The 17694-nt window shown below is 37.9% G+C and carries 20 protein-coding genes; 14 read left to right on the plus strand and 6 right to left on the minus strand.

Translation table 11 applies throughout. The annotated features are described in order from the left end of the window. Positions 1-91: 91 nt before the first annotated feature. From IWC72_RS02075 to IWC72_RS02095, 5 genes are all read left to right on the plus strand, one after another. Positions 92-517 carry a hypothetical protein gene (locus IWC72_RS02075; RefSeq protein WP_194528677.1) on the plus strand — a complete coding sequence of 142 codons (426 nt, stop codon included), beginning with the start codon at positions 92-94 and terminating at the stop codon, positions 515-517. A 13-nt stretch (positions 518-530) separates the two neighbouring features. Then, the gene (locus tag IWC72_RS02080; protein ID WP_194528678.1) at positions 531-1958 is read left to right on the plus strand and encodes an SDR family oxidoreductase; all 1428 of its coding nucleotides are present in this window, start codon (positions 531-533) and stop codon (positions 1956-1958) included. Further along, positions 1955-2875, plus strand: coding sequence for a hypothetical protein (locus IWC72_RS02085; RefSeq protein WP_194528679.1), 921 nt, complete (start codon positions 1955-1957; stop codon positions 2873-2875). The genes IWC72_RS02080 and IWC72_RS02085 overlap by 4 nt, the downstream gene beginning before the upstream one ends. 52 nt (positions 2876-2927) lie before the next feature. Next, positions 2928-4409 (plus strand): BCCT family transporter, encoded by a 1482-nt coding sequence (locus IWC72_RS02090; RefSeq protein WP_194528680.1) that lies wholly within the window; start codon positions 2928-2930, stop codon positions 4407-4409. 239 nt (positions 4410-4648) lie between these two features. After that, positions 4649-4798, plus strand: a complete 150-nt coding sequence (locus tag IWC72_RS02095) for a hypothetical protein (RefSeq protein ID WP_194528681.1) — start codon at positions 4649-4651, stop codon at positions 4796-4798. 126 nt (positions 4799-4924) lie between these two features. Here IWC72_RS02095 and IWC72_RS02100 read toward each other — a convergent pair whose 3' ends face one another. Together IWC72_RS02100 and IWC72_RS02105 are read right to left on the minus strand one after the other, a co-directional pair. Continuing rightward, positions 4925-5620, minus strand: coding sequence for a LytR/AlgR family response regulator transcription factor (locus IWC72_RS02100; protein WP_194528682.1), 696 nt, complete (start codon positions 5618-5620; stop codon positions 4925-4927). Then, the gene (locus tag IWC72_RS02105; protein ID WP_194528683.1) at positions 5607-6647 is read right to left on the minus strand and encodes a sensor histidine kinase; all 1041 of its coding nucleotides are present in this window, start codon (positions 6645-6647) and stop codon (positions 5607-5609) included. Before IWC72_RS02105 ends, IWC72_RS02100 begins: the two co-directional genes overlap by 14 nt. Positions 6648-6840: 193 nt before the next feature. On the opposite strand from IWC72_RS02105, the gene IWC72_RS02110 reads away from it, so the two are divergent. The 7 genes from IWC72_RS02110 to IWC72_RS02140 are packed head-to-tail and all read left to right on the plus strand — an operon-like array spanning position 6841 to position 11686. Then, a complete protein-coding gene (locus IWC72_RS02110; RefSeq protein ID WP_194524614.1) occupies positions 6841-7113 on the plus strand; it encodes an EF-hand domain-containing protein in 273 nt (90 codons plus the stop codon). Positions 7114-7127: 14 nt separating this feature from the next. Next, positions 7128-8171 (plus strand): YHYH protein, encoded by a 1044-nt coding sequence (locus tag IWC72_RS02115; RefSeq protein WP_194528684.1) that lies wholly within the window; start codon positions 7128-7130, stop codon positions 8169-8171. Between the two features lie 11 nt (positions 8172-8182). Continuing rightward, the gene (locus IWC72_RS02120) at positions 8183-8812 is read left to right on the plus strand and encodes a hypothetical protein (protein ID WP_194524616.1); all 630 of its coding nucleotides are present in this window, start codon (positions 8183-8185) and stop codon (positions 8810-8812) included. Between the two features lie 60 nt (positions 8813-8872). Then, positions 8873-9649 carry a YHYH protein gene (locus tag IWC72_RS02125; protein ID WP_194528685.1) on the plus strand — a complete coding sequence of 259 codons (777 nt, stop codon included), beginning with the start codon at positions 8873-8875 and terminating at the stop codon, positions 9647-9649. A gap of 5 nt (positions 9650-9654) precedes the next feature. Beyond that, positions 9655-10269: a toxin-antitoxin system YwqK family antitoxin gene (locus tag IWC72_RS02130; RefSeq protein WP_194528686.1), complete on the plus strand. Its 615-nt coding sequence runs from the start codon at positions 9655-9657 to the stop codon at positions 10267-10269. Continuing rightward, on the plus strand, positions 10235-10927 hold the full coding sequence (locus IWC72_RS02135) for an SCO family protein (RefSeq protein WP_226979465.1): 693 nt from the start codon (positions 10235-10237) through the stop codon (positions 10925-10927). Before IWC72_RS02130 ends, IWC72_RS02135 begins: the two co-directional genes overlap by 35 nt. A 3-nt stretch (positions 10928-10930) precedes the next feature. Further along, positions 10931-11686 carry a hypothetical protein gene (locus IWC72_RS02140; protein ID WP_194528687.1) on the plus strand — a complete coding sequence of 252 codons (756 nt, stop codon included), beginning with the start codon at positions 10931-10933 and terminating at the stop codon, positions 11684-11686. A 43-nt stretch (positions 11687-11729) separates the two neighbouring features. On the opposite strand, the gene IWC72_RS02145 is transcribed toward IWC72_RS02140, so the two are convergent. The 4 genes from IWC72_RS02145 to IWC72_RS02160 form a co-directional block, all read right to left on the minus strand. Next, on the minus strand, positions 11730-12461 hold the full coding sequence (locus tag IWC72_RS02145) for a LytR/AlgR family response regulator transcription factor (RefSeq protein ID WP_194524621.1): 732 nt from the start codon (positions 12459-12461) through the stop codon (positions 11730-11732). A gap of 3 nt (positions 12462-12464) precedes the next feature. Continuing rightward, positions 12465-13502, minus strand: a complete 1038-nt coding sequence (locus IWC72_RS02150) for a sensor histidine kinase (protein ID WP_194528688.1) — start codon at positions 13500-13502, stop codon at positions 12465-12467. 3 nt (positions 13503-13505) lie between these two features. Next, the gene (locus tag IWC72_RS02155; RefSeq protein WP_194528689.1) at positions 13506-13835 is read right to left on the minus strand and encodes a DUF4907 domain-containing protein; all 330 of its coding nucleotides are present in this window, start codon (positions 13833-13835) and stop codon (positions 13506-13508) included. Positions 13836-13903: 68 nt separating this feature from the next. Further along, on the minus strand, positions 13904-14899 hold the full coding sequence (locus IWC72_RS02160; protein WP_194528690.1) for a Kelch repeat-containing protein: 996 nt from the start codon (positions 14897-14899) through the stop codon (positions 13904-13906). Between the two features lie 241 nt (positions 14900-15140). Between IWC72_RS02160 and IWC72_RS02165 the strand changes: the two genes are divergently transcribed. After that, on the plus strand, positions 15141-16454 hold the full coding sequence (locus IWC72_RS02165) for a DUF4270 family protein (RefSeq protein WP_194528691.1): 1314 nt from the start codon (positions 15141-15143) through the stop codon (positions 16452-16454). Beyond that, positions 16438-17691 (plus strand): OmpP1/FadL family transporter, encoded by a 1254-nt coding sequence (locus tag IWC72_RS02170; RefSeq protein WP_194528692.1) that lies wholly within the window; start codon positions 16438-16440, stop codon positions 17689-17691. Before IWC72_RS02165 ends, IWC72_RS02170 begins: the two co-directional genes overlap by 17 nt. The last annotated feature ends 3 nt before the right edge of the window (positions 17692-17694 follow it).

A 17694-nucleotide genomic window follows, 5' to 3' on the forward strand; every position in this document is an offset into this window, starting at 1 on the left:
TACCCTAAGACTGGGTGTATTGGCTTCCGTTTTCTTTAACTTTATAAAAATGACACCTTATGTTGCCAGTTAATTTCTAAAGAGACCCCGCATGCTTTTAAACGTATCGTATACAGACAAACAGGTTACCAGAAAAATAGACGAAGCGGTAGGTAAGCCCTTTAAGCTCAAGGAACGTTGGGATATGGGCGGCATTGGTTCGCCCAGACTATTTATAACCGAAACCAGCGTTGAAATCAGAAATTTGTTGATTCTAGATAACAATCGGGACCAGTGTAATATAGAGTTGCGCCCAAAAGGAATCATAGTTCGCTTCAGGTCGTTATTGGAAACTTTTGCTTTGGTCATTCCATTTTACAAACTCATGTTATACAAAGGTGATATTGGAATCTATTCCATTTATCGCGACCACTATTTTATTAAAGTTAAAGCTGATACTAAAGCCATTCAGAAATTCTTTATTAAAATTCAAAATTACAAAGCCGACAATTCACCAACTTCAATCGAAGACCTATAATACATAGCAGCCCATGAAAATACTCTTAACAGGTGCCAATGGCTATATTGGTATGCGATTGTTACCGCAATTACTGGACATGGGCCATGAAGTGGTGTGCACCGTTCGTGATGAAGCTCGGTTTTCTATTGAGAAAGAAATGCGTGCGCAGATTGAGGTTCTAGAAGTCGATTTCCTAAAGGAGGTTGAACCTTTTAAAATTCCGAAGGATATTGATGCCGCCTATTTTCTAATACACTCCATGAGTTCATCTACGCAAGATTTTGATGCCATGGAAGCCAAAACTGCGGAAAACTTCAATGCTTACCTCAGCGAAACCCAAGTTAAACAAGTTATTTATCTCAGTGGAATCGTAAACGAAGAGAACCTATCCAAACACCTTTGGTCTAGAAAGAATGTAGAGCGCATACTTTATGAAGGCTCTTTTGAACTAACCGTTTTACGGGCCGGTATTATAGTGGGCTCAGGAAGTTCATCATTTGAAATTATACGTGACCTCTGCGAAAAATTGCCGGTTATGATTACACCTAAATGGGTATTGACCAAAACACAGCCCATTGCCATTAGAGATATCCTAACTTTTTTGACCGGTGTTCTGGGCAATGAAAAAACCTATAATGGTTCTTTTGATATTGCCGGACCCGATGTCCTCACCTACAAACAGATGTTGGAGCAATATGCCGAAGTGCGAGGGTTTAAAAACTATATTATGACGGTTCCCGTAATGACCCCCAAACTATCTAGTTACTGGCTTTATTTTGTAACCTCTACCTCATATAAATTGGCATTGAACCTTGTAGATAGTATGAAAATAGAGGTCATTGCCAGCAACAATCGGTTACAGGAAATTCTGAACATCAAACCACATAGCTACAAAGAGGCCATTGATTTAGCCTTTAAAAAAATAGAGCAAAATCTCGTGGTAAGCAGCTGGAAAGACAGCATGGTGAGCGGCCGCTTTAAAAAGAATTTGGAGAAATACATTCAGGTTCCAAAATATGGGGTTTTAAAAGATGAGAAAAAAGTAAAAGTGGACAACCCTGACCAGGTTTTAAAAAACATCTGGAAAATTGGTGGGGAAACGGGCTGGTATTATGGGAATTGGCTTTGGAAAATTCGTGGAATCATAGATAAATTTTCGGGTGGTGTAGGCCTGCGACGAGGACGTACGCATTCTGACAAAATCTTTACCGGTGATTCTCTAGATTTTTGGCGTGTTCTTTTAGCGGATAAAAAAGCAAAGCGCCTTCTACTTTTTGCCGAAATGAAGTTGCCCGGCGAAGCTTGGCTAGAATTCAAAATTGATGAACACAATGTTTTACACCAGACTGCAACTTTTAGACCTAGGGGCTTAAAAGGGCGCTTGTATTGGTACAGTATTGTGCCTTTTCATTACTTTATCTTTGGTGGTATGATACGTAATATTGCCAAAGCGAAATGAACAAAAATCCATCGTTCTGCCATACAAAGCTTTTTTGCCTTTCCCTGTCCTTCCTAACATTATCATGGGGATACGCACAGAATGACAAACTGAAGAGCCTGGAAATTCCTAAAACTCCTCCACTAGGTTACGAATCCATTTTAACCGCAGAACTTAACGATGCTTTAATGCCTGGGGCAGCTTATGAAGTTGGATTTTGGATTTTTGGCAAGCAATTGCAAGACGAGAGTTACTCCTATCCAATTACTGTATTCCCTTCCAAGAGTGGTGATATATCAAATGATGGTATTTCGGATATTGTTGAGTCTGTTCAACCCTCACCTAAATTAGAAGTAAACCCACCACCAAACTATGCTACCCGTGGCCATTTTACTTTTATAGTTAGACCTGATAAGCCATATGATCATTTAACTATCGCCCTAAAAAACACAGATACAAAGGCATCACCCATCAACTTTAAAAAAGACATTAAGGTAATAGGTGTTTTTGCAAAACCACTTCCCACCCGGGCAATGGAAAAAGTTGTCCCTCCCAAAGATGCAGGAACTATAATACCCGACACCCCAGTTAAGATTGCTGAACGCACATTAATAGACAGCTTTGAACGCTATTCCGTTTCAGAGAGTAACGTTCAATTAGGACTATACGACCACCGCAGAATAGATAATGATATTGTAACAGTTTACCTAAATGGTAAAATTGCCGTTGAGCAGGTTGCCTTAAAGCGAAAAAAACAGTTCTTTAAACTTAATCTACAACCGGGTGAAAATATCATAACCCTACATGCCGAGAACTTGGGTGATGTAGCTCCGAACACTTCCGCTATATTAATCAAAACGAAAACAGAAGAATTTATGGCGGTATTGGAGTCCGATTTAGGGCAAAGTTCTTATTTTACGCTCATCTATGAGAAGTAATGGATAGGTAATATACGAAACACGACTAACACCCGAAACCGAATACCGGCCAATGAAACATTTAAAAAACCCATTACTTTCGATCTCCATTGGCATTATACTAGCTTTTACCCTAGTAGTATTTTTTGCTACGGAAGCCACCTATGAGTCTATTGAATCTGCATCCATATGGGTACGAAATTACTTTGGGTTCTTCTATCTTTATTTAGGTTTAGGCTGCGTTCTATTTTTATTGGCCATTGCATTCTCTCCCTTCGGAAAAATTAAATTAGGGAAGAAAAACTCAACACCCGAACATTCACTTTGGGCTTGGACGTCCATGCTCTACAGTGCGGGAATGGGCTCTGGCATACTGCTACGTGCCGTACAAGAGCCGGTTTTTATGCAACAACATCCACCATATAAATCAGACTTGGCACCGGAAATATTAGCGCTGGAGTTCACTTTTTACCAATGGGGATTTACCGCATGGGCCTTTTACGGTCTCTTTGCTATGGTTGTAGGTTATGCCCTCTTCGTAAAGAAAAAGAAAGTTAGGGTCAGTGCCACTATAGAAAATACTATTTCTAATTCTGTTGCCAGGAAAGGTATAGACATCATGACCATCATTACCACCATTTTTGGACTTATAGCTGCAATTAGCTTAGGAACCACCCAGATTAACGGAGGTTTAAACCATGTTTTTGACAGCCATTTAGGCATCACCACAACACTACTTTTGGCAGTTCTAATTTCGGCTATTGCCTTCTATTCTGCTTGGCAAGGCGTTAATAAGGGTATTAAAATCATTTCAAAAGTCAATATACTAATCACCACCCTCCTATTAGTGTTTGTATTTCTAATGAGTGATATTTCTGGAATTTTGGTTGCTTTTGGCACAGCTACCCTAAACTATCTTATTGATTTTATACCCATGAGTTTGGCTTATGGGAATTATGACCCGGGCATGACGTTCTTAACGGATTGGACCTTCTATTACTGGGCATTTTGGTTAGCTTGGGCTCCGTTTACCGGTATATTTATTGCTAGAATATCCAAAGGACGTACGTTGCGCCAGTTATTGTTGGGCGTATTAATAATTCCATCAATAGGCACTTTCTTCTGGTTTTCTGTTTTTGGCACTTCAGCATTTGAACTTATTGAAGTATGGGGGACTTACAACAATGAGTTTGGTAATGTCTTCTCTTCAATCTTCGTTTTTTTCAAGAACTATCCCTTGGCCACTCTTCTTAACTTCACCACTATATTTTTGCTCATTAGCTTTTTGGTCACCTCAATAGACTCTGCGGTATTTGTATTGAGTATGTTTACGGACCATGGTAAAAAGAACCCCAACAAGCAGCACAGACTTATTTGGGCCGTTTTTATTTTAATGGCGACTATGGCCTTAATTCTTTTAGGGAATGCCAAACCAGATATAGATGTCCTTACCGCAATCCAAAAACTATTGATTATCACTTCACTACCATTTGCCCTGTTTATGGTATACATGGCCGGAGCTTTTGTCTGGGAAATTTCCAATAAAAAAAAGTGATTTGTTTCCAAAACACCTTTACGGCACTCTTTAACAAGTTAAAAATCTGTTTGATGTGTTCTTTAAATTGAGCTAAAAACAGCCCTCCCCGATGAAGTGACTCAAATCTCCGATAACCCAAAACGCTATTCAACAACTTATTATACTTTGGCATCAGAAAAACTTCATTTGGCAACAATTCGGTTTTTAGTGCTAATAGTCACCGTAAATTAGCTTCAGAAATCAAACCCCCCACCGTTATGAACAATAAATTAAAAAGTTTACTTTATTTAGCCAGCTTTGTTGCAGCAGTAGTTATTTATGATAACTCTAATAACAATCAAGAAACAGAGCATGCGGTGGCAGACATTACATTAGAACAAGCATCAACCCACGAGAGGTTGAACTAAAAATACTATGAAAGCTATTTAGGCTTCCCAAAAGCCTGAATGTTTTCACCTAGAACATGCCTACTTAAAATGCGAAAAGGACCTAGAAACATCTAGGTCCTTTTTTTTTATCCTGTTTTGAAAATTCTAGAACAATTCTTGTTTAACAGCATCAAAATACTGGGCGCTTACTGGTATTTCTTTATCCCCTATATAAATATCCCGCCCTTTTAGGGCCGTCACTTTTCTTCTGTTTACAATATAAGAACGATGAACCCGCATAAACTGATTCTCAGGCAATAGTTCCAATAACTTCTTTAATGACTGTAAGCTCATTAGCTTTTTATCTCCTAAATAAAAATTAACATATTCACTATCACTCTCAATGTAAAGAATGTCTTCATACTTTAATTTATGTAAGTCATAGCCAGACTTTACGGTAATGCTATCATTACCTGATGATGCCTTCTCAAAATTATCTTCATTTTCGTTAGGTTTTGCTTTATTCACGGCTGCCAAAAACCGCTCAAAAGTGATGGGCTTCAAAAGGTAATCAAGCGCATTAAGCTCAAAGCCTTCAAGAGCGTACTCAGAATAAGCTGTGGTAAAAATAATTTGGATGTGATCAGGAACCAACTTGGCAAAATCAGTACCCTTTATTTCGGGCATTTGGATATCTAGAAAAAGCAAATCTACTTTTTCTTTTTTTATGATTTGTAATGCTTCCAAAGGATTGGCTACTTCCGCTACTAGCGTTAAAAAATCTAATCGCTCTATATAGCTTTTCAATAGGCCACGTGCCAATTCTTCATCATCTACAACAATACATTTAATGGGTTCCATTTAAATTAATGCTAAGGTTTACGATATAATTTTCTGGGGTCTGCTCAATAGTTAACTCGTGGTTTCTCGGGTATAGAATTTCTAAGCGTTTCTTTACATTTTCTAATCCAATACCACCTACTTTATCCTTTTGAGCAGGCATTTTAGAGACACTATTGGCAACATGAAAATCTATTTTATGTTCATCAGAATATACTTTTATATCCAAATAGCCTTCTGCCACATGATCTATATTCCCATGCTTCAAAGCATTTTCTACAAACGGAATCAATATCATGGGGGCTATCTTGGCATTGGAATTCAACACTTCAAATTTGGTATTTATAGGAAAGGGTTTACTACTTTTTAATCGAAATAAATCCAAATAATTACTAATGTACGCAATCTCCTTTTTAATAGGTACAGTAGGTTGTTCGCATTCATAAAGAACATACCTCAGCATTTCTGAAAGCGTACCAATACTTTGCTGAGTCTTATTGGAGTCAATTACGGAAAGTGCATAAATATTATTTAGCGAATTGAATAAAAAGTGTGGATTTATCTGCGATTTTAAAAACTTCAACTCCATCTGAAGATTTTCATTTTTATTCCTAATAGTCTCCTCTTCCTTTTTCTGTGCGAACAAAAATGTTTCTACAAAAGTGGCCAGCACATAAGCAATGGAGAGAATTAAAAATTGAATCAGTATTTCTGGCGGAGCCATTGGTGGTCCTCCTCTACGTCCTCCTCCAGGAGGGGGTGGCATATTCCCTTCCGGTAAATTATTCAACATAAAATTTTCCGTAATAAGAAAAGAACAAAAAACAATCAATGCAAATGAGGCTACACCAAAAAGCAGATACTTTTTCTTGAACAGTAGAGTTGGTGCCGTCACGTAAATTAACGTAGCAATTACCACAATCTGCATTAAAAATGAAGGCACGTTCTTGTCTAAAAACCTAACATTTTCATTAAGTAACAGCCATGCCATAAGCCAAACGGCCAACCAAAGAAAAACATGAAAAAGAAAGCGATGTGTTTGTTTCATGGTACAAATTAAAGTAATTATTTCTCGGCAAAACCAAAAAAGGACTATTCCAAATCCTTTAAACAAGGGGACTTACTTATTAAAACAACGCATTCACTGAAAACTTCTCGCCACAGGCTTATTGCGTTCATTCTGCATGGAACTGTTGCCCACCTTTGTCATCAGAAATACGAACAATTTAAAATTAAATATCATGAAAAAAAGTTCTTTTTACACCGTAATAGCAACTGCCGTTCTTGGCTTAGTAACCATCCAAACAGGGTATGCCCAAGAAGACCGTAAAGAACCTCCCTCTGCAACCGAACTAATGGAAAAAATGGATGCCAATGAAGACGGAAAACTTTCTAAAGATGAATTAAAGGGCCCTATTAAAAATGACTTCGACACTATAGACAAAGACGAAGATGGCTTTCTTTCTTTGGAAGAATTGGAAAATGCACCAAAACCAAAGCGTCGAAAAAAATAATAAAACTTAAAGAAATGAAACAAGTATTGACATTGGCTATAAGCAGTTTGTTCATTCTTATCTCTGGAAACAGTTGTAATTCTGATGAAAGCGTTACCACCGAGGAAAATGAAACTAATACAGAAGTAGTGAGTGGCACGGTTGACGCTAGTCTATTTTTAGAAGATGGACTTGCCGAGCCCATAACCATGGTAGAGAAAACACTTTCTGACGGTACGATCGCCATGTGTTACAAAATCACCACTACTTCCACCCCTTCGGAACACCAAATGGGTCCGTGGTGCCCCACCAACATTTCAGATGGTGCCGACAAAGGTGGAAAATGGTTCGAAAATGGAGAACTCTACGATGTAGATGGTGCTTTTATTGAAAATATGGCCGATTTCTATGCCGATGCTACTTGGAAAATGTACGATGAAAACGGAGACATTTATGTAACCAACTCTTTGGAAGACTGTCAAAATGCAGCTAACCCAAACGTGGGCGAAGAGTATAAAAATTTCTGTGTTGAATGTCAGCCTTCCTATGTAACGGACATAACCCTTACCTATTACATTCCGGTGACGCCCGTAAAATTGGATACGCCCATTTATATATCCAATGGCGCACCTGGAGGTAATGGCGGGACTCCTCCAGAAGGTGGTCCACCACCGGAAGAAGGCGGTGGAGACAATACTGTTATAGGTCTAGCATTTAACGGTGTAAATTTTGACCCACCTGCTCCAACTGCAAATATTCTTGGCGCCTATACCTTGGCTCCTATGGATGACAACGGCGGACATGTGAACCCAAATACGGGTTACCATTACCACGCTGCGACCGGTATGACCGCACAAATTTCACAAGAAGACGGCCATTCTGCAATGATAGGCTACGCCATAGATGGTTTTCCCTTGTTTGAACTATTGGACGAAGATGGTACCGAACCTACCGATTTAGATGAATGTCGCGGTCATACAGATGACATTCGCGGTTATCACTATCATGTAGCCCCAGCCGGAACCAACAGCTTTATTGGCTGTTTTGCGGGAGCACAAGGCACCTTTGAAGTAAACTAAAATCAAAGATCATGAAAAAATTAATCATCGGTATTTTAATCAGCTTTTATACTTTGTCCGCTAGTGCCCATAGTTCGCAAATAGCAACCATGACACTGGCTCAAGACCAACAAAACAATTGGAGCTTACATATTAGCTCATCATTTGACGGTTTTAGGAATCAATTAATTAAAAATTTTCCAGATATAAAAGTTGATGATTTATCTGCCGATGATTTTCAAAAATTGGTCATTGCCTACGTTAAGGACAATATAGTTTTGAACGGTAATTCGGGTTTTATTGGAGAACTTAGGGAAGGTGCCATAAAAATGGGACATCAAACAGACTTAAAATTTAGGGTAACGGGTCTGCCCAATAAACTTAGTACTTTACAGGTGAAGCTAAAAGGCTTTAGTGAGGCTTCAAAACACAATACTGTATTCAAAATTATTGACCCTACGGTAACCTCCAAAAATTTTGTCATCAAAAAAGACAACCAATTTGCTGTGTCCATAGAGAAAGCTAATGGAGCGTTTCAGATTAAGGGACAAGAAGAAAATCTATTGATCCCATTTATTGCCCTAACCCTGTTGGTAATTATGTCCGTAGTCATTATTTCAAAAATTTTCAGGAAAGAAGAAATTGTACTAAGGCCGGTCTAACGGTATCACACAATTAAATTTCTAAATCATTCCCATTAATCATATTTAAAAAGAATTAAAATGAAAAAAGAAGTTCTAAAAAAGATTATCCCGTTAAGCCTTGTTGTTGCCATTACGGGATTTGGTATTATTGCTTGCAGTTCTGACAGTTCTGATGATTCCTTTGAAGACGAAGAAAGTGAAACCGAAGAAGAAACCGTAACTGAATTGCATGCGGCCTATGCGGCTTTCAATTCGGAAGCAACCACTATTTACTTAGACGGTTCGGAAGTTGTTATAGAGACTACCGGGCTTCCCAATCACGAAACCATATATTGGGGCGAAGGCAACAGCCTATACAAGGACGAGCCCGATGTGGACAAAACGCCTAGTATTATGTCCAGCAACAACAACGCTACCACTATACGTGTAGATGCCACTCCCAATTTAACGGGAAACACGGTCGAAACCCAGTTGAATACCATTGGTATAGCAGTTAGCGGCTCATCGATCTTTAATGATCAAGAAGGCGGCGGCGCACTGGATCAAGCCGCCGGAAGCTTAGATTGGACAGGTGCACATATTGGCCCAGGTGTATATCACTACCATCTTGAACCTGTAGCCTTTTCCGATGATGATGAAAATCTAATTGGCATACTACTCGATGGCGTATTCCTATACGGAAGAAAATGCAACTCCACAGGCACCTATCCTACAGATTTAGATGCTTCCGGAGGTCACGTTTCTACTACCCAGTATACAGATGGAGAGGAAGAATATCACTATCATATTATCAATGAAGTCTATTCTACAACAGGCTCTTACCTTGCATTTGCAGGTCCTTATCAAGGTTATTAATTGTTATGACAAAATCACTGTACTTAATAATACTATTGTTCGCGCTCTCTTTTTTTGGTCATAATAAGGACATTGAAACAATTCCAAAAACGGAAAAAAAACCGAGTATAAAGAATCATGAGGTTTACAAGCATGATTTAGTACTAAATCAAAACGAAGGGAAATGGTACTACCTGAACAAACCGTTTAACGGGTACTCTATAAAATGTTACCAAAATGGAGTTACAAGTGAAAGATTGGGGTATTTAAATGGAAAAAGAGAGGGTATAGCTAAACGCTGGGAAAATAATGGCCTTCTCCGTATAGAATCTTTCTACAAACAAAACCGATTGACCGGCACATATAAAGTCTGGTGGAAAAATGGCGAGTTGGCGGAAGAATCTATCTATGAGAACGGTGCCCTGCACGGTGTTCAAAAGATGTATTACCCAGATGGTTCACTTGCCAAAAAAAGACAACTTGTAAACGGCAGGGAAGAAGGGTTACAAAAATCCTGGCTTAAAAACGGCAAGCTGTATATTAATTACGAAGCCAAGAATGGCCGAATTTTTGGAATGAAAAGAGCTAACTCATGCTATAAACTAGATGATGAAATTGTTGTTAGAAGTAAAAAAATATAGCATTATTCTATTATTCATTGTTTTGACCGCATGCAATCAGACGGTCAAAAAAAGCAACCATAACAAGGATACGTCAAGCAGGGTTGAACATCTGCCCTATTATGGGGATGCATCTTTTACACCGCATTGGTTAGAACCAGGTTCACAAGAGGAAAAAGACTTTCATAAGATTCCCAATTATAAATTGGTAGATCAACTTGGAGACACCATTACATCTGAAACCTTTGAAGACCAGATTTATATTACCGACTTTTTCTTTACCACTTGTCCAGGTATCTGTTTAAAAATGACTGGAAACATGCAAAAAATACAAGATGCTTTTTTAAATGATCCAGAGGTAGCCATTTTATCCCATTCCGTTACGCCTTCCATAGATTCCGTTTCTGTCCTGAACACCTATGCTAAAAAGAATGGCATAATTGATGCAAAATGGCATTTGGTTACAGGTGATAAACAAGAAATCTATGATTTGGGAAGAAACCATTATTTTGTTGAAAATGACTTGGGTATTCCCAAGGACATAAACGACTTTCTACATACAGAAAACTTCTTGCTAGTTGACAAAAACAAGCATATAAGAGGTATTTACAATGGTTTAAACCGTGCTTCCGTAGCCCAACTCATAGTAGATGTAAAAGCTCTAAAAAAAGAGTATTGACCTATGACCGTCTTTAGAAAGATCAGAAAGAAACTTTTGGGCTCCGGTAAACTCAAAAGTTACCTCGTTTACGCTTTTGGAGAAATTTTACTTATTGCGATAGGTATTTTAATTGCATGGAAAATTAACGACCTGAACGAAATTCGTAAGAATAGAATAGTTGAACTCAAAATATATGAAAGCCTATATGATGAGTTGAACACTAATTTAAAAATTCTAAACTCTACTATAGATCGGTACTCTAGCAATTCAAAAAGTTTGGAACATACTATGAACTACATAGGTCTGACGTCTAATGAAATTACCCAAGGTGCGAGAGATACTATTGTTCATATTAACTACTCCGAGATCAATCTACTAAGTGGTGCACTCAATTCCGTTATCAGCACTACCAAATTAGAACTTATAGAAAGTGACTCATTAAAAAGTTTGATTACCAATTACCCTTCTGAAATACAACGTTTAAAATCTATTGATTCTAAAATAAAGGAAATAGTTTTAGACCGTTTGCAGCCCACTTTAGAGAAGCACTTGGCACTTAAGGATATGTTAGCTAAAGACAATCCTAAATACACTCGGATAAAGACTTTTGGAGAAGAATCCAACTACTATGACTTATTGCATAGTAAAGATTACCAGAATAGTTTGGTAGACCGCCTTTTACAAACCGAAAATCTACTTACCAGTGCTAAGAAATTAAGAAACAGGACCCAGGTGATGTCCATAAAACTGAAAGAGGAACTGGGCTATGAGCTTTAAAACCCTCTACTTTTCCTTCTGAAATCTTCAAGATAAATAATTCTTACAGCCCCAACATAGAGAAAAATTGAGTCTTGTGACTTTCTCCAATAGGAATACGAATATCATCTATTACAATTCTATTACGTTGTATGGTTTTGATGAAATTTACATTCACTACAAAGGACTTGTGCACCCTTATAAATTGATTCCGCGGTAATTTTTCCAATATGTCCTTAAAACTAAGTAAGGTTAAAATGGCCTTATTTGACCCTACCACATGAATTTTTAAATAATCCTTAAGACCCTGAACATATTGAATATCGTCCAAATCTATCTTTACACTTTCATGTTCAGATTTTACAAAAATAAATTTCTGGCTTTCATTGCCATCTCCGCGGGAAGGGAATACATTGGCAGCCGTTGATACCGGGGTATCTTTACGACTCAATAACTCTTTTGCCCTTAATACCGCTTTTATAAAACGCTGATAAGGAATGGGCTTTACAAGGTAATCTACCGCATTCAGCTCAAAACCTTCTACGGCATATTGAGAGTAAGCTGTAGTAAAGATAAAAAGTGGCCGGTTGTCCAACGCGCTAATAAAATCCAGCCCGTTTATTTGTGGCATTTCTATATCACAGAAGATTACATCTACCTTTTGCTCGTTAATTGCCGGAATAGCCTCAAGGGGATTTGTAAACGTACCTACCACCTCAACAAAACCTACTTTTTTACAATAATCTACCAATATTTCTATGGCCAACGGTTCATCGTCAATTAGTATACAATTCATAATCTATAGGTTTAAAATTAAATTAACTTCATAGTTTTCTCCATCATCTTCTATTTCTAGAAAATGCGAATTGGGGTATAAAAAATTCAATCTGTTCTTAACATTTTGAAGCCCTACACCACTATTTTCACTTTTTACTCTTTGCTTTCCTATTTTGTTTATCACGTACAATTGTATGGACTTCTCCTGTACTAGCAGGTTTATTTTTACCATAGTTTTACCTTGGTAGTCCGTTCCATATTTAAAGGCATTTTCAATGAACGAAATAAATAATAGCGACGGAATAATTTTATTGGAATCGTCTCCCGAAATTTTTAGGAACACATTTTCACTATCGGCCAATCTTAACCTTTGTAATGCTACATAACTCTTTATGTACTCTATCTCCTTATCCAACGGTACCAAATCTTTATCCGCCTCATAAATCATATATCGCATCAGTTCTGATAAATTGATAATTGCTTCGGAAGTATGCGGAGATTTTTTTACCGATAACGAGTAAATAGTATTGAGAGAATTAAACAGAAAATGTGGGTTCAACTGGGTTTTTAAGAACTGAAGTTCCGATTGCACTTTTTCCTTTTCGACCGTTTTACGAAGATTCTCGTTTCTTTGCAGTTCCGTATACACACGGAGCATAATGGCAAAAATGTAGGGGACAGCAAAACTTACCACTGGCATTAAAGAAAATCTAAACGGGGCCCTAGCTTCCCTACGCTCCTTCATGCGTTCTACCAAAGGGGCAAAACTTTTTGGCATTTCCGGAGGAAATATATTATGAAGCCCATAACTAACGGCAAACAACAACACAATAGAAATACCTATATAGGTTTTCATTTTATCCCTAAGTAAAAAGTTAGGGACCAAGTAATAATAATTGAAATAGAATATTGCCACAGCCATTACCCATTTAACAACGATATTAAACGGTATAGACCTTGACTCTAGGAAAAACGGGTATACTATTAATCCAAAAACCGCACACCATAAGAAGGTATGTACCAACCATTGTGGCAAATATTTTCTTTTGGAGGCGTTCATTTTTTACTGATTTTGAATAGTAATATTCAGATTTTTGAGTTCAGAAACGGTTATAAACGGAGCTTCGCCTTTTTTTATTTTTTTGAGAACCTCATCACCAATCAATTGAGCCTCTTTCTCTGTATTAAATGGCAATTCTCCTTGTATTGCAGGCATAAACTCTTGTTTTACCAGAATCTTATCGGCATGTAAAATTTGATATCCAAATCCTTCACCTACTTCTATCACCTCTGAATGAAGTCCTTTTTGCTTTGCTTCTCCAGCGCTAAAGTTAAATGCAATATAAGCAACGACTGCGACCAATACTGCCAATAAAAAGTGAATTTTTTTCATGATATATCCAATTAAAAAATGGGGCAAACTTAATAGTACTGCCCCATAGCTAACTCAAAAAATATTTATTAATCCTCATCATCGTATTCATCAAAAGGAAGAAACTCGTATAAATCATCTAAATAAAGACTACCTGTTCTACCTAGGCCAACCACGGCTCTAGATCCATTGGAAAATGCTACGCCATCTTGTCTTGTAGTGCCTTCAAAACTAGTTTTCAACTCCCAATCATCCGTACTAGGGTCATATTGCCAAACAGAACCTAAGGTTCCTCCAGACAGACCACAAGCAATATAACCGTAGCCGTTTAACGTAAAGCCTACTGCATTGCTTCGGGCTATACTATAATCATCTTCCTCGTCCAGGTCTAATTTTTTAGTCCAACTTTCAGTTGCGGCATCAAAGGCCCAAAAATCATTAAGGTAAATTCCGTTAGATACGCCGGTGCCTAAATACACTTGATCACCAATAGTAAAAGTTGTAGCCGCTCTTCTTTTATCTCCACCAAAACCAACTAGTTCCGACCAAGAATCCGAATTTGGGTCATATTTCCAGAAATCCTTACGATCATTTTCCCCGTCATATCCCGTACCGAAGTAGCCAAAACCGTTCATTCCGAAAGCAATTGCACTTCTTCTTGCCGTAGAAGGCAAAGAAGCTATGGCCTGCCAAGAATTAGAATTAGGATTATAAGAGAAAAAATCCCCCAATTCATCCAATCCATCATATCCGGAACCAATATAACCTGTACCATCAATCTGAAAACCTACGGCGGCATTTCTAGCGCTTCCTATAAAATCTGCTTTCTGAGACCAGAAATCACCATCCATATCATAGGCCCATAAAGAAGTAAGGTAGTCATCCCCATCATACCCCACACCAGAATACCCTATGTTACCAATAGTAAAAGTTGATGTGCCACTACGGGGGCTACCATCAAAAACAGACCTATCTACCCAGTTACCCAGATACTCATCATCGTCATCACTAGAACAACTTACCAATGAAAAAATCATTGTGCTAAAAATTGTTACCGTCCCTATATAGTACTTGAATCCTTTCATGCGCTTCTTCTATTTTGTTCGCCAGTTAATTTTCATCAAAACTAGAACACGGTTCCCACCCATGAAACCGAAATAGATGAAGCCACTTATTTAACACATGAACATGGCTTTTTAATCTACCAAAACCATTTTCTATTTAATAGCTAAAATTCAGGTATTCGTCTCATAACTATTGGGTTTGGTCTATTCTGGTTTTTATGCCCTTACCTGCACAATACATTTACGCTCAAATTATACGGATATGAAAATTACATTGGCCATCCTTGTTTGCCTATCACTCCTAGTTTCATGCAGTACCGATGCGGTTAACGATTCAGATTTTGAAGCAGGAGACATTTTTACCGATAGTGATATACGCGTGGTTCAACTAGATACCATGACCATAGATTTTTCTACTATGAAGTTTGATAGTGTAGATACGTCACAGTCCGTTCGTATGCTCCTTGGCAAATACAAAGACCCGGTTTACGGAACAGTCAAAGGAGCAAGCTTTATGGAATTTATACCAAGTTCATATTTTATTGATACAGATGCCGAATTTGATAGTATAACTTTTATCCTTAGGCCGGACAACTACTATTATAACGATACACTACAGTCTAGCACCCTTCATATTAAGGAGTTGAGTGAAGCCTTAAAACCGGAAGATGGAGTTAATTTTTACAATACCAGTACAATAGATTTTTATGAAGAGGATTTAGGTGAGCTCACCTATATCCCAAGACCACTCTCAACAGACTCCCTTGAAGTAAAACTCTTGGACACCTTTGGTTTTAGTCTATTTGATAATTTTCAGCAGAAAAAAATAACTACTTATGACGAGTATAGAAATTCCTATTACGGTATAACCATTCAACCGGATGATACCGATGATGGTCCTATAATAGGTTTTTCATTACTCTCCACCATGAGGCTTTATTATAGCATTGCAGGTGAAGAGGAGCGCACCCAGTATTATACAGACTTCACTATTAATACTACAAGTTCACCCGTTCCATTTTTCAATCAGGTTTCTGCTGAGGAACCAAATGAATATTTAAAGTCTTTAACTGACCAAGAAACGAACCTCCACAGCACGGAAACCGATAATCTAAGCTTTATACAATCTAGCATAGGCATTGCAACTAGATTAGAATTTCCTAATATAAAATCTGTATTTGACATTCAAGGAGAAGGCACCCTTCTTGATGCCTCCCTTAAAATTTCGCCTGCGGTTAATAGTTATGACGACTTATTGACCTTAAGAGATACGCTATCTGTATTCGTGGTCGACCAAAACAACGAGCTTACCAGTCAATTACTTTCAACAGATGGGAGTGTAGCTCAGGCAATTTTGAACCGTAGCAATCAAGAGTTTAATGACATCTATTATGAGTTGCCCTTAAGTGGTTATTTAGAGGGATTAATTTCTACTGACCAAGAATCATCCGACGCCCTGATTCTATTACCAAGCGATTACAATTCGACTGTGGACCGTTTTGTTCTCAATACAGATATAAACTCTCAAAGTACCACACTTGAACTTACTTATGCGATCTATGACGAAGATGAATAATGCTTTACTGTTTTCCGTGTTTATACTTTTAATCCACGTGTCGGCACAAGCACAATCCGAAGGTTTAACCAGTTCTCCATATTCCTTATATGGCCTTGGAGCTATAAACCAATCTAGCATTGGGCGTACCAACGGTATGGGGTATACTGGAATTGGCCTTAAAACTTCAAACCAAATAAACAATCTAAACCCCGCAAACTTTGCTTTGATCCCTAAGGGCTCATTTTTTTATGATGTTGGAATAAAAGCCGAATACAATCAATATAGCAACAAAGCGGATAGCGAAACAAAAACAACGTTTAACTTCTCCAATTTAGCCATGGCCTTTAGGGTAGCTGAAGGATTGGGCGCAGGAATCTCTCTTGTACCCTACAGCGAAATGGGGTACTCACTTATTGGAATTACATCTAATATTGAAGGAACGGAAGAAACCTTTGAAAGTAATGTAAACGGAATTGGAGGTTTAAGTGAGCTTAAGTTTAATTTAGGATACAGCGTTATGCCAAATTTCAGATTTGGCGCCAATGCCTCCTTACTCTTTGGCAACATTGAAGAAAGTGAAGCTTTTGTTCTAAATCAAAGTACATTTAGCTCTGAGGAAACCACAAACTATTCCGGTATTCGCTTTGGACTAGGCATGCAGTTTGATGTGACCGATAATTTTACTATTGGTAGCACCGTTCAATTTCCTACAAGCTTAAAGGGTAACATAAAACGTTCCATCACCAAAAGCTTAGATGGCACGGAAATTACCGTAGAAGATGGGGCAAGTGATACTTTCGAAAATTTCAGCATGCCTCTAGAAGTAGGCTTAGGTATAAGTACAAACATCTTTGATTCCTTTACCGTGAGTGCAGACTACAAAAAGAACTATTGGGACGCCACAGGACAAACAGAAAGTCTAGGAAGTTATGCAGACCAAGACATTTACGCCATTGGCCTGGAGTATGTAAAAAATCCTACCAGCTATAAATACGCCGATCGTATACGCTACAGAACAGGTTTTAATTATGACAATGGATACCTTGCCATTAATGGGCAAAAAGTAGACGGATATAACCTTACAGCAGGCATTGGCATACCCATAGGGCAAGGTCAAAAATCTATGATGAACCTATCTTATAGCTATGGCTCCAAAGGTCAGATTCAAAATATATTGATAAAAGAAAACTTTCACCTATTAACATTGAATTTTAGCTTAGAAGACCTTTGGTTCCAAAAGCGAAAAATTAATTAGAAT

It is taken from the genome of Zobellia roscoffensis, assembly GCF_015330165.1.
GTDB lineage: Bacteria > Bacteroidota > Bacteroidia > Flavobacteriales > Flavobacteriaceae > Zobellia > Zobellia roscoffensis.